11 protein-coding genes are annotated in these 12,194 nt (G+C 66.8%); 5 read left to right on the top strand and 6 right to left on the bottom strand.

Annotated features, from left to right (window positions below; genetic code table 11):
• Nucleotides 1–4 precede the first annotated feature (4 nt).
• Entirely contained in the window at nt 5–994 is a 990-nt protein-coding gene (ispH, locus tag C8K14_RS05765) for a 4-hydroxy-3-methylbut-2-enyl diphosphate reductase (protein WP_062786091.1), read from the bottom strand.
• 197 nt (nt 995–1,191) lie between these two features.
• Here ispH and C8K14_RS05760 point away from each other — a divergent pair, with 197 nt between their 5' ends.
• Complete coding sequence (locus C8K14_RS05760; RefSeq protein WP_054130710.1) at nt 1,192–1,878, top strand: hypothetical protein; 687 nt, start codon at nt 1,192–1,194, stop codon at nt 1,876–1,878.
• A 95-nt stretch (nt 1,879–1,973) separates the two neighbouring features.
• On the opposite strand, the gene C8K14_RS05755 is transcribed toward C8K14_RS05760, so the two are convergent.
• Entirely contained in the window at nt 1,974–4,415 is a 2,442-nt protein-coding gene (locus C8K14_RS05755; protein ID WP_233250921.1) for an LPS-assembly protein LptD, read from the bottom strand.
• Between the two features lie 102 nt (nt 4,416–4,517).
• On the opposite strand from C8K14_RS05755, the gene C8K14_RS05750 reads away from it, so the two are divergent.
• The 4 genes from C8K14_RS05750 to ndk all read left to right on the top strand — a co-directional run bounded on the left by C8K14_RS05750 (nt 4,518) and on the right by ndk (nt 7,222).
• The gene (locus C8K14_RS05750) at nt 4,518–5,987 is read left to right on the top strand and encodes a leucyl aminopeptidase (RefSeq protein WP_054130708.1); all 1,470 of its coding nucleotides are present in this window, start codon (nt 4,518–4,520) and stop codon (nt 5,985–5,987) included.
• A 5-nt stretch (nt 5,988–5,992) separates the two neighbouring features.
• Nucleotides 5,993–6,151, top strand: a complete 159-nt coding sequence (locus tag C8K14_RS05745) for a DUF2256 domain-containing protein (RefSeq protein ID WP_082349726.1) — start codon at nt 5,993–5,995, stop codon at nt 6,149–6,151.
• Between the two features lie 127 nt (nt 6,152–6,278).
• Nucleotides 6,279–6,710: a DNA polymerase III subunit chi gene (locus tag C8K14_RS05740; RefSeq protein ID WP_107715974.1), complete on the top strand. Its 432-nt coding sequence runs from the start codon at nt 6,279–6,281 to the stop codon at nt 6,708–6,710.
• 89 nt (nt 6,711–6,799) lie between these two features.
• Nucleotides 6,800–7,222, top strand: a complete 423-nt coding sequence (ndk, locus tag C8K14_RS05735) for a nucleoside-diphosphate kinase (RefSeq protein WP_022675339.1) — start codon at nt 6,800–6,802, stop codon at nt 7,220–7,222.
• Nucleotides 7,223–7,288: 66 nt separating this feature from the next.
• Here ndk and C8K14_RS05730 read toward each other — a convergent pair whose 3' ends face one another.
• From C8K14_RS05730 to purM, 4 genes are all read right to left on the bottom strand, one after another.
• A complete protein-coding gene (locus C8K14_RS05730) occupies nt 7,289–8,722 on the bottom strand; it encodes a phospholipase D-like domain-containing protein (protein ID WP_107715973.1) in 1,434 nt (477 codons plus the stop codon).
• Nucleotides 8,723–8,776: 54 nt separating this feature from the next.
• On the bottom strand, nt 8,777–9,931 hold the full coding sequence (locus C8K14_RS05725) for an MFS transporter (protein WP_054130705.1): 1,155 nt from the start codon (nt 9,929–9,931) through the stop codon (nt 8,777–8,779).
• A 5-nt stretch (nt 9,932–9,936) separates the two neighbouring features.
• Nucleotides 9,937–10,875 (bottom strand): phosphoribosylglycinamide formyltransferase, encoded by a 939-nt coding sequence (gene purN, locus C8K14_RS05720; protein ID WP_107716029.1) that lies wholly within the window; start codon nt 10,873–10,875, stop codon nt 9,937–9,939.
• Nucleotides 10,876–11,011: 136 nt separating this feature from the next.
• Nucleotides 11,012–12,118: a phosphoribosylformylglycinamidine cyclo-ligase gene (gene purM / locus C8K14_RS05715; protein ID WP_107715972.1), complete on the bottom strand. Its 1,107-nt coding sequence runs from the start codon at nt 12,116–12,118 to the stop codon at nt 11,012–11,014.
• Nucleotides 12,119–12,194: the final 76 nt, after the last annotated feature.

Below are 12,194 nucleotides of genomic sequence, written 5' to 3'. Positions count from 1 at the left end.
TCTTTCAGCTCATCAACTGGCGGGGCAGCTTGAACACCATGTGTTCTTCCGTGGTGGTCACCGGCTCTTCGTGAACCTGGCGCCAGGTGCCAAGCTTGGCCACCACTTCGCGCACCAGCACTTCGGGGGCCGAAGCGCCGGCCGTCAGCCCCAGCGAGGTGACCCCTTCCAGCCAGGCCGGATCGATTTCGGTGGCGCGCTGGATCAGGCGGGCCTTGGAACCCTCGCGTTCGGCCACCTCGACCAGGCGCAGCGAGTTCGAGCTGTTGGGCGCGCCGATCACCAGCACCAGCTGGCAGCGCGGCGCGATGGCCTTGACCGCCGCCTGGCGGTTGGACGTGGCATAGCAGATGTCTTCGGCGCGGGGGCCGACGATGCTGGGAAAGCGCGCCTTGAGCGCGGCGATGATCTCGGCCGTATCGTCCACCGACAGGGTGGTCTGCGTCAGGAACGCCAGGCGCTGGTCGGCCGGGAAATCCAGCCGGGCCACGTCTTCCACCGTTTCGACCAGGGTCATCGCGCCTTCGGGCACCTGGCCCATCGTGCCGATTACCTCGGGATGGCCCTTGTGGCCCACGAACAGGATGTGGCGCCCGGCTTCCACCTTGCGTTCGGCCTGGCGGTGCACCTTGCTCACCAGCGGGCAGGTCGCGTCCAGCCAGTCGAGCCCGCGCTCGGTCGCGGCCATCGGCACCACCTTGGGCACGCCATGGGCGGAAAAGACCACCGGCTTGCCATCGGGCACTTCGTCCAGTTCCTCCACGAAGACGGCGCCCTTGGCCTTGAGCGTATCGACCACGAAGCGGTTGTGGACGATTTCGTGGCGCACATAGACCGGCGCGCCATAGCGTTCGATCGCCCGCTCCACGATCTCGATCGCACGGTCCACCCCGGCGCAGAAGCCGCGCGGGGCGGCAATCAGAAGGTGCAGCGGCGGCAGGCCCGTTTCGGGCAGGGTGGCGGCGGCGGCGGAATCCGGAAAGCTGGCGTTCATGGGCCTGTCCTTAGCAGCGCAGGGCCCACTCGTAAAACAACGCCGCGTTTAAAAGATGCAGCAAAACATCGCCGTCGCCCAGGCAGCGCCATTGCCCAAGCGCCAAGGGGTGGGTAGAGGATGCGCTGCATCCGCTGCTGTTTCAGATCGGGCGGCGCCTGTGCTGCCCCTGTTTGCGCCTTAAGGAAGTTGCCCTGATGATCGCCAAGAGCCGCCGTCTCTCGCTTGCCAAGGCCGTGATCGGCACACCGTTGCTGGCCGGGCTGCTGGCCGGTGCCCTGACGGGCTGTGCCAAGAACAAGGGCGAACTGGTGGTGGAAGATGGCGTGGGCGTGACTGCGCTGCGCACGGCATGCCCGACGGTGGAAATCCCTGAAATGACCGGCGACGTGACCGTGTTCACCGATCCGGCCCGCACCGATTCGCAGGCGATCGATCTGGTGGCCGCGATCACCAACCTGCGTTCCACCTGCGCCGAGGCGGCCGATCCCGTCACCAGCGAGGCGACCTTCGATGTCGAGGCGCGCCGCACCGACACGCGCGGGGCGCGCCATGTCGAACTGCCCTATTTCTCGGTGGTGATGCGTGGTGGCACGGCCGTGGTGGCCAAGCGCCTTGGCACGGTGGCGATCGATTTTGCCGATGGCCAGGATCGCGCCACTGGCCATGCCAAGGCCGGTGCCAGCGTCGATCGCGCCGCCGCCAGCCTGCCCGCCGATGTACGCGCCCGCCTGTCGCGCAAGCGCCGCGCCGGCCAGGCCGATGCCGCGATCGATCCGCTCTCGCTGCCCGAAGTGAAGAAGGCCATCGCCTCGGCCACGTTCGAGCATCTGATCGGCTTCCAGCTGACCAACGCGCAGCTGGAATACAACGCGCGGCGTTGAGGCGTCTGTGCGGTGACGGCTTAAGGTTTCCACCACCCCCAACCCCTCCTCTGAAGAGGAGGGGAGCTTTTGGTGATGGAAATCTGCCTTTAATTTTAGCGCGAGCCCAGCCCGCGCAGCGATACGCTGAACAGGAACGAGTTACCGGCCGTGGCGTCACCGGTCGTCACGTAGTCGCGCTTCCAGGTGATCGACAGGTCAAAGCAATCGTCGGTATAGGCCACGCCCAGGCGGTGGCGCAGCATCTGGAACCCGTCTGAACCATAGACCGGATCGCTGGCCTTGGTCGTCAGGTTGACCACGCCCGAGGCGAAGACCGAGAAATAGCGGGCAAAGCCCACCCGCGCCGCGGCGCGCAGTTCCTCGCGATCACGCAGGTCTTCGAACGTGATCGGGATATCGCGGTTGAGGCGCAGATAGCCGATCTCGGCATAGGTCCGGTGATCGCCGATCGTCGCATCGATTTCGTTGCGGCGCAGGACGAAGCTGTCCTTGTCCAGGCGATAGCGGTGGGTGAACTGGATGATGTCCTTGATCCGCAAGTCGGTACGCCCGACGATATCGGAAAAGCGATCGGTCAACCCGGTGCCCGGCGGCAGCAGGCTCTGCTCGTCCGACAGGCGATAGCTTTGCCCCACGGTGGAGGAAATGCGCCAGCCCGGCCGCGTCAGCTGCCAGTCAAAGCCATAGGTCACGCGCACGCCGTCTTCATAACGGTCATAGCCGTTGAAGCGGTTGAGCGAGAAGAGGTTGGAATCATCCAGGTCTGCGGCGCGCGAATCCTCGTTGGGGATCGAGGTGTTGCGCACGTGCGGCGTGGCCACCAGCTGCACCCGCGGGGTCAGCACCTGCGTTCCGCCGAACAGCGCGCCGACCAGCGGCCACTTCACGTCCACCGCCGCCGTGGCGATGCCGCGCGCCTGCCAGCCCGACACGCCGCGATAGATATCCACCGTGGTCAGCGCGTTGGCATCGCTGTGATAGACGTCGCCGCGCATCATCGCGGTAAATGTCACTTCCTGGCCAAGCCCTGTTACCGTGCGCAGATCCCACTGCGCGCGGGCAAAGGCGCGCTGGGTATCCTGCCCGGCAGAGCGGCTGATCGCCAGGGTATTGGCTTCCAGTTCCAGGTGCCCGCCAATGCCCGGCGTGGCGATGCGATAGCGCCAGTCAAGCGCGGGCAGGGCGAGCGGGACCTGGCCCTGGTTGTCACCCACGCGCAGCGTCTGCACCGCCCAGCCGGCCAGGCTGAAATAGCTGTCGTCGCCAATGCGTTCGAGGTTGATCGACGAGCGCAGCCGGTCATCGCGGCTGATGTCGTAACGGCGCAGGAACGTGCGGTCGCTGGCATAGCGGCCATAGGCGGTCAGGCTCCAGTTCTCGTCGAACTGCAGCTTGCCGTTGGCCTCGAGATAGCCGCGCCACTGGCTGGTGCCCACGCCCGAACCGGCGTCGATCGCCGAATAGACCGGAATGGCCGAAGAGCGCGTGAGGTAGCCGGTGATCTGGAACGCGCCCAAGCTGGTAAGCTGGCGATAGGTGCCCGAGATCATCGGCAGCGCACCGGTATAGAGGTGGCCGGCGATCTCCAGGTCCTTGTTGTCGCCCAGGCGCCAATAGAACGTATCGGCAAATTCTACGCCGTTGGCCGCGGTGGAGCGGATATCGGGGATCAACAGGCCGGTTTCGGCGCGAAAATCGCTGGTGTGGGTCAGCCCGGGCAACGGCAGCAGCGGAATGCCAAACACGCGCAAGGTGGCGCCGGAATAATGGACCTTCTTGGTTGTCTGGTTCCACGTTACCTTGACAGCGGTAACTTCCCAGCTCGGCTTCTTGGGGCAGCCATCCTCGTTTTCCACGGCGCAGCCGGAAAAGGCGGCATCGTGCAGGGTAAGGTTGCCGTTGGCATCGCGCGTGCCCTCGCGTGCGGCCAATCGCCCACCTTCGCGCAGCACCACCAGCAGATCCTGCATGGCGCCGGCCTTCAACTCGTCGGTCAGCTCTACCTTGTCGGTATAGAGCACGTTGCCGCCTTCATCGACCGCGCGAATGTTGCCGGTTGCCTCGATCTTGCCGGTCTTGCGATTCCACGTCACGGCATCGGCGCGCACGGTCTGCTCATCGCGCCGCAGCACGACATTGCCGGTGGCGGTGACCACGTCGGGATCGCTGGCATATTGCAGCTTGTCGGCCTCGAACCGCACCTGGTCGCTCTGGGCGGCGTTGGTTTTCGTCGCATCACCCTGCGCGGCATCGCTGCCCGTGGCCGTACCAGCAGGGGCGGCGATCACGCTGCCGGCGTTGGTGTCTTCGGCCACGGCATTGGGCGGCGTTACCGGCGCGGGCGCCTTTTCCGTCACCGGTGCCATGCCCACAGGGGCATCTTGTGCCAGGGCCGGCATGGCCCAGACACTCGCGCCAAGGCCCATGGCCCCGGTCAACAGGGCATGCCGGGCGCTGCCCAGCGACAGGCAATGGGAAAACTGGCGCCGATTTCGAGCGGAGAAGGCGGCGGAAAGCGGCGTAACGGGGGACATGCGGTTGCCTATCGCACTGGTCGGTCGTAACTGCAAACCCACAATTGCGGCGCGGTTTCCCTTGTGGGCAACGTGTTGCCGCTTTCGGACAGGAGTTTGCTGATGAACATCGTATTTGCCCCGGGCCGAACCGATCTGCCGCGCCTGGTGGGCCGGATCGTGGGCGAAGGGCCGCTGCCTGAAGGCACGCCCGCCCTGGTGGCGCAAGGCGCCGCTGCAGCCCGCTTTGCGGGCAAGGTGGGGCAGACGTTCGAAGCCTTTGTCGATGGCCCCGCAGGCCTGGCGCGCCTCGCCTTTGCCGGCGCGGGTGATCTTGCCGCCGGCGCCGCGCCGGCCGATCGCCGCGCCGCGCTGGAGCGTGCCGCCGGCGCGCTCGTGGCCAAGTATCTCACCTCGGGCGAAGAAGCCCTGGCGATCGATTTTGCCGACAGCGGCCTCTCCGCCAATGAAGCGGCTGCTGTCCTGCTGGCCGCCCGGCTGCGCGCCTGGCAGTACCTGGTCTATCGCACCCGCCTCAAGGACGAGCAGAAGCCCTCGCTCAAGACCATCGTGGCGATTTCCGCGCCTGAAGGGACCGAGGCGGTGTGGGCGGTGGAAAGCGCCGTGGCCGAAGGCGTGGAATTCACCCGCGAGCTGGTGACCGAGCCGGCCAACGTGATCTATCCCGAAAGCTTCGTCGCCCGCTGCCAGGAACGCCTGGCCGGCACCGGCGTCGAAATCGTCGTGCTTGATGAAAAGCAGATGGCTGACCTGGGCATGGGCGCGCTGCTCGGCGTGGCGCAGGGCTCGGTCAAGACGCCGCGCCTGCTCGCCATGCGCTGGAAGGGCAAGGCCGGCACCAAGCCCACCGCGTTCGTCGGCAAGGGCGTGTGCTTTGACACCGGCGGGATCAGCATCAAGCCGGCCGCCGGCATGGAAGACATGAAGTGGGACATGGGCGGCGCTGCCACCGTTGCCGGCACCATGCTCACCCTGGCGCGGCGCAATGCCGCAGCCGACGTGATCGGCGTGTGCGGCCTGGTGGAAAACATGCCCGATGGCAATGCCCAGCGTCCCGGCGACGTGGTCAAGAGCATGAATGGCCAGACCATCGAGGTGATCAACACCGATGCCGAAGGCCGCCTGGTGCTGTGCGATGCGCTCACCTGGGTGCAAAAGGAATATCAGCCCGCCACGATCGTCGATCTGGCGACGCTGACCGGCGCCATCATCATTTCGCTGGGCCACGAGCATGCCGGCATGTTTGCCAACGATGATCTCCTCGCCAGCCAGCTCGACGCGGCCGGCAAGGCGGTGGGTGACATGCTGTGGCGCATGCCGATCGGCCCGGCCTATGACAAGCTGATCGACAGCCCGATTGCCGACATGAAGAATGTTGGCCCGCGCGGTGGTGGTTCGATCACGGCGGCGCAGTTCCTGGCCCGCTTCATCGACAAGGGCGTGGCCTGGGCCCACCTCGACATCGCTGGCACGGTGTGGATCGACAAGGCCGGCGCCACCCACGACAAGGGCGCCACCGGCTTTGGCGTGCGCCTGCTCGACCGCTACGTGCGCGACGTGCTGGAAGGCTAAGAGCCATGCCCAAGATGCGGCGCAAGTCTGACCTGCCAAGCAAGACCTGCGCCGCATGTGGCCTGCCGTTCACCTGGCGCAAGAAATGGGAGCGAGACTGGGACAATGTGAAGTATTGTTCCGACCGCTGCCGGCGCGGCAAGGGTGGGGCTGGGGCGGCTTAGGCCTCCACCACCCCCGATCCCCTCCTCTGAAGAGGAGGGGGAGAACAGCGCTTCTCTCAGCCCCCTCCTCTTCAGAGGAGGGGGTTGGGGGTGGTGCGAAGCCAAGCGCAAGCCAAGAAGGAACCCCATGCGCGTCGATTTCTACCAGCTGTCCCGCGATCCGGCCGAACTGGTCTTGCCGCTGATCGCGCGCAACACGCTGGGTGCGGGCGAGCGCCTGCTGGTGGTGTCCGAAGACAAGGGCCAGCTTGATCGCATTGGCGAGGCGCTGTGGACGCGGCTGCCCGATACCTTCCTGGCCAATGGCCAGGCCGGCGGACCGCACGATGCGCGCCAGCCCATTCTCCTGTCCACCACGGTCGCGCCGGCCAATGGCGCGCAGTTCCTGGCACTGGCCGATGGCGGCTGGCGCGAGAGCGAGGCGGCCCGCGTGTTCCTGCTGTTCCCGCCCGATCGCATCGACGACGCGCGCGCCACCTGGCGCCTTTTGGGCCAGCGCGAAGGCGTGGAGCGCAAATATTGGCGCCAGGATGGCGGGAAATGGCGTGAAGGCCCGTAAGATTGCCGGCGTGCCTTGCGGTTGCGCCCCTTTCCCGCTAGGGGCGCGCCCAACAAAACCAGCATTCTTCTTTCGCTAAGGAACGCATCATGGCGGTTACCCGCACCTTCTCGATCATCAAGCCCGACGCCACCCGCCGCAATCTGACCGGCGCGGTCACCAAGATGCTGGAAGAAGCCGGCCTGCGCGTCGTTGCTTCCAAGCGCATCCAGATGACCAAGGAACAGGCCGAAGGCTTCTATGGCGTGCACCGCGAACGCCCCTTCTTCGGTGACCTGGTCTCGTTCATGACCAGCGGCCCGGTCGTGGTGCAGGTGCTCGAAGGCGAAGACGCCGTGAAGCGCAACCGCGACATCATGGGCGCCACCAACCCGGCCAACGCCGATGCCGGCACGATCCGCAAGGAACTGGCCGAATCGATCGAAGCCAACACCGTCCACGGTTCGGACTCGGAAGAAAACGCCGCGATCGAAATCGCCTTCTTCTTCAAGCCCGAAGAAATCGTCGGCTGATCCCATCGGATCACCGCCTGAAAAGGGCCGGAAAGCAGCGCGCTTTCCGGCCCTTTTTTATGGGCTTCACAACAGCGGGCTCATCATGGCCAGGGTATTGCGCCACAGTCGCTTGATCAGCGTGGTGCGCGCCGCCATTGCCGGGGTGATCGCCAGGCACTGTTCCAGCCATTGCTGCTGCCGCGCGGCAAGGTCGCGTGCCAGGGTGGCATCGGCGAACAGGATGTTGTTCTCGAAATTCAGCTCGAAGCTGCGGCGGTCGAGATTGGCCGAACCGATGATGCCGGCATTGTCATCAGCCACCATGGTCTTGGCGTGCAGCAGGCCGGGAAGGAATTCAAAGATTTCCACGCCCGCTTCCAGCAGCGATGGATAATAGCTGCGGCTGGCGGCGGCCACGAACCGGCTGTCGTTGCGGCGTGGCACGATCAGCGTCACGGCAACGCCGCGCCGTGCGGCGCTGACCAGCGCGGTCAAGACTTGCTCGCCCGGCACGAAATAGGGCGTGGTGATGGTCAGGCTGCGGCGGGCGGCGTGGATCAGGGCGGCAAAGCAGGCGTTCATCGCGCCATAGGCCACGGTCGGCCCGGTGCCGATGCCCTGCGCCACCACGCCTTCACCGCACAGCGCCAGCGGGGCGGTGAGCAGGGCAGACAGATCGTCGCCGCCTTCGGCCATCCAGTCGGCCGCGAACAGGAATTGCCAGTGGCGGGCGATCGGGCCGTTCCAGCGGGTCATCACGTCAACCCATGGGGCAAAGCGTGGCTTGATGCGGAATTCGGGATCGGCGGCGTTCTGGCTGCCGCACCAGGCGATGGCGTTGTCCACGATCATCGCTTTGCGATGGTTGCGCAGGTCGACCCGGCCACGGATCATCGTCCACACCAGATTGCCCACCGGCAGCGCCTCGCGCGCATCGACGCCGGCCTGGCGCATCGCCGCCCAATGGGTCGAGCGCAGGAAGCGGCGCGACCCCAGCGCATCGGCCAGCACCCGCACCACCACGCCGCGCCGGGCCGCGCGGATCAGCGCCTGGGCCAGCGCAACGCCGCTGTCATCATCGAGCCAGATGTAAAAGCACAGGTGCACGCTGGCCTGCGCCGCGTCGATATCGGCGATCATGCCGGCAATCGCGGCGCGGTTATCCGGCGCGATCGTGGCGCGGTTGCCGGCGGTGGGGGCAAGGCCGTTGATCGCCGCGGCCAGGGCAAAAGGCGGCTGCCACGGGCTGGCCGCGACCATGGCCGCGCCGCCGGGATCGACCGGCGGGCGGGGCAGGGCGGCCTCGATCGCCAGGCCGTGCAGCCGGCGGCGGCGGATCAGGCGCGTATCGCCCCACAGGATATAGGCGGGAATGCCCAGGCCCGGCAGCACCATGACCGCGACCAGCCACGCGAGGCGCGCCGCCGGATCGCGATGGGGCCGCAGGATCACCCGCAAGAGCGTGACCACTTCTGCCACGGTGGCCAGGGCCAGGAATATCCAGTGGTACGCGGTCATGCCCGGACTACGTCCCACCCCGGCGCGGGTTTGTCCAGCGCCGGCGCTGCGCGATCAGGCGGTTACGCCCTGGCGGCCATACCACAGCGCCAGCATGCGCCAGATCGCCGCCACCGCGATCAGGCCCAGCAGGATCGGCAGACGAAAGCCCGCGCCTGCTTCCAGCAGCCCCGCCGCGATCAGGCAGGCGAGCGAGCAGCCCAGGTCCCAGCCACCCTCGGTGGCCATGTTGAAGCGCAAGGTGCACGACGAGGCCCGCGCCATGGCATAGAGCGGCGCCAGCATGGCCGTGGCCGCCATCGGCGTGACCAGCGCGCCCAGCGCCGTGGCGCCCACTGCGGCGAGCGGCGTGGCGAAGGCCAGGGCTTTGGCCACCAGCGCCAGGATTGCCGCGCCATAGGCCAGCGCCAGCGAATGGAGCGGCCGCCCGCCGTCAATCAGGTGCCCGATCAACAGGCTGCCAGCCGCCGCCGCGACGCCGGCCACGGCAATCGCCCCGCCAAAGGCATCGAAGTGCTGGCCCAGCGTGACGAACAGCGCCAGGTTCCAGATCACCGTGGCGCAGCCGGCGTGAAACCCTTCCGACAGGTAGAGCCGGCGGGCAAAGGCGGTGAGTTGGCGATCGAGCATCGCCTCGCGCGCGACATGCGGATTGGGCGCGCCGATCAATGGCAGCACGGCCGCGAGCTGCACCAGCGCGATCGTGCCAAAACCGATCATCGGCCCGGCGCGGTCGACCAGCACGCCGCCCACCAGGGGGGCGACGATGCCGACCACGGCGGTGGTGGCCTGCTGGATCGAGACCTGCCGGCCGCCACGGTCGCTATCGGCCAGCGCCGAGACAAAGCTGTGCCAGCCGGTCCAATAGAGCACACTGCCCAGGCCCGTCACGAGGATGAACAGCGCCAGCATGCCGGCCGCTGGCACCGGCCCGACGCCGGGCACCAGCGGCAGCAGCAGGAAGCTGACCACCCGCACCAGCACGCCTGCCAGCACCACGGTGCGCAGGCCTGCTCGCCACGCCAGCGGCAGGACCAGCCCGCGCAGGGCAAAGCGCGCCAGCAGCGTGCCGGCAAAAGCGGCCAGGGCCATGCCGTTGGAAAAGCCCTGGCTGACCAGGAAGCCAGCGATGAACAGCCCGCCGCTCGATTCAACAAACGATTGCAGGCCGACGTGGATATAGACCCGGCGCATGGGATCGGCGGCCATCGGTCTCAAAACTCCAGCATGGCCGCCAGCCGGCGCGGCGCGATGGCCATCCAGCTACGCTGCAACCAGGCGGCGATATCGTCCCAATCCACTGCGCCGGTATCGAGGCGGATGGCGATCCAGCCGTCGCCGAAATAGGCCGGGCGGTAAAACCGGTCGGGATCGTTCTCGATCAGTTGCGCCTGTTCCTCGATCCCGCTGATCTTGACCAGCAGCGCCACGCGCCTGTCGCCATGGTGATCGGCGCTGACATAGGCAAACTTCTTGCCCTTGGTCACGCCAAAGCAGGCCATGCCATGGCTGCTCACTTCATCAGCTTCGGGCAGAGCCATGGCGCGGGCACGCACTTGCGCCGTCAGCCATTCGGGGCTGGTCTCGCGCGTCACCAGGCGTTCGAGGCAACGGGAATAGAGCTGGTGCTCTGCAAACAGCACGCGCGCGGCCAGGGCTTCGGGCGTGTCGCCCGGCAGGATCGCCACCGGCGTCTGGCCCAGGATCGGCCCGTCGTCCAGTTCGGGCGTGACCAGGTGCACGGTGCAGCCGCCATGGCTGTCACCCGCCGCGATCGCGCGTTCGTGCGTGTGCAGGCCCTTGTAAAGCGGCAGCAGCGAAGGGTGGATGTTGAGCATGCGCCCCTCCCACCGCGCCACGAATTCGGGCGAGAGGATACGCATGTAACCCGCCAGCGCGATATAGCGCGCACCGGAGGCCAGCACTTGCGCTTCCATCAGCGCATCATGGTCTGCGCGGGGGATGCCCTTGTGCGGCAGGGCAAAGGTGGCCACGCCCTCGGCCGCAGCCAGGGCCAAGCCCTTGGCCGCCGGATCGTTGGATAGCACCAGCACGATCTCGTACGGGCAATCCTGGGCGCGGCTGGCATAGAGCAGGGCAGCCATGTTGGTGCCGCTGCCCGAAATGAAGACCGCTACCTTTGCCTTGGCCACTTTGCTCATTCCTTGGCACGCTGAGTTGGCGCTGCGGCCTTCGACAAGCTCAGGCCGAACGGAGTGTGGGGTAGGGGGGAAACGACATCTATCCCGTTCGGGCTGAGCTTGTCGAAGCCCCGCGCAGCCCGAAGCCTCAGCCGATATGCACCGCTTCCCACGGTTCGCGCGCAGACCAGGCCTCGGCGCTGCCGAATACGGTGCAGCCCTTGTCGCCTTCCACCACCGTGCCGATAGTGAACACGGTTTCACCCGCCGCAGAAAGGTCGGCTGCCAGGCTTTCCGCCTCGCTCGCTTCTACGGCCAGCACCATGCCGATGCCGCAGTTGAACGTGCGCGCCATTTCGCCCGGCTCGATGTGCCCCTGTGCCTGGAGGAACGCCATCAGGCGCGGCTGTTCCCAGCTGTCGGCATCGATCCGCGCATGCAGGCCCTTGGGCAGCACGCGCGGCACGTTTTCGAGGAGACCGCCGCCGGTGATGTGCGCCAGGGCATTGATCCGGCCCGACCGGATGAACGGCAGCAGCGTCTTTACATAGATGCGCGTCGGCTCGATCAGCACGTCGATCAGCAGGCGCTCGTTGTCGAACAGGGCAGGGCGATCGAGCTTCCAGCCCTTGTCGGCGGCCAGGCGCCGCACCAGCGAATAGCCGTTGGAGTGCACGCCCGACGAGGCCAGGCCGAGCAGCACGTTGCCCGCGGCCACCTTGTCGCCGGTCAGCTGTTCGCCGCGTTCCACCGCGCCCACGCAGAAGCCCGCCAGGTCATAGTCGCCATCGGCATACATGCCGGGCATTTCGGCGGTTTCGCCACCGATCAGCGCGCAGCCAGCCAGCTTGCAGCCATCGGCAATGCCCGCCACGACTCGTTCGGCCACGCCGTTGTCGAGCCGGCCGGTGGCGAAGTAATCGAGGAAGAACAGCGGCTCGGCGCCCTGCACGATCAGATCGTTGACGCACATCGCCACCAGATCGATGCCGATCGCATCGTGGCGGTCATGGTCGATCGCCAGCTTGACCTTGGTGCCCACGCCATCGTTGCCGGCCACCAGCAGCGGGTCTTTGTACCCCGCCGCCTTGAGATCGAAAAAGCCGCCGAATCCGCCCAGTTCGGCGTCTGCGCCGGGGCGTGCGGTGGCCTTGGCGAGCGGGCCGATGGCCTTCACCAATGCGTTGCCGGCGGCGATGTTCACGCCTGCCTGTTCGTAGGAATAGCTCTGGGGCTTGGAGGTGTCGTTGGCCATGATGATCGGCGCCTAGCCGTTTCCGGCTTGGATTTCCACTTGCCTTTGGGCAAAAGCGCCCGGCACCCTTTGTCCG

This window comes from Novosphingobium sp. GV079, from assembly GCF_003058045.1.
GTDB lineage: Bacteria > Pseudomonadota > Alphaproteobacteria > Sphingomonadales > Sphingomonadaceae > Novosphingobium > Novosphingobium capsulatum.
The sequence above is the reverse complement of the archived record's forward strand: the minus strand, read 5'-3'. Positions and strand labels throughout refer to the sequence as shown.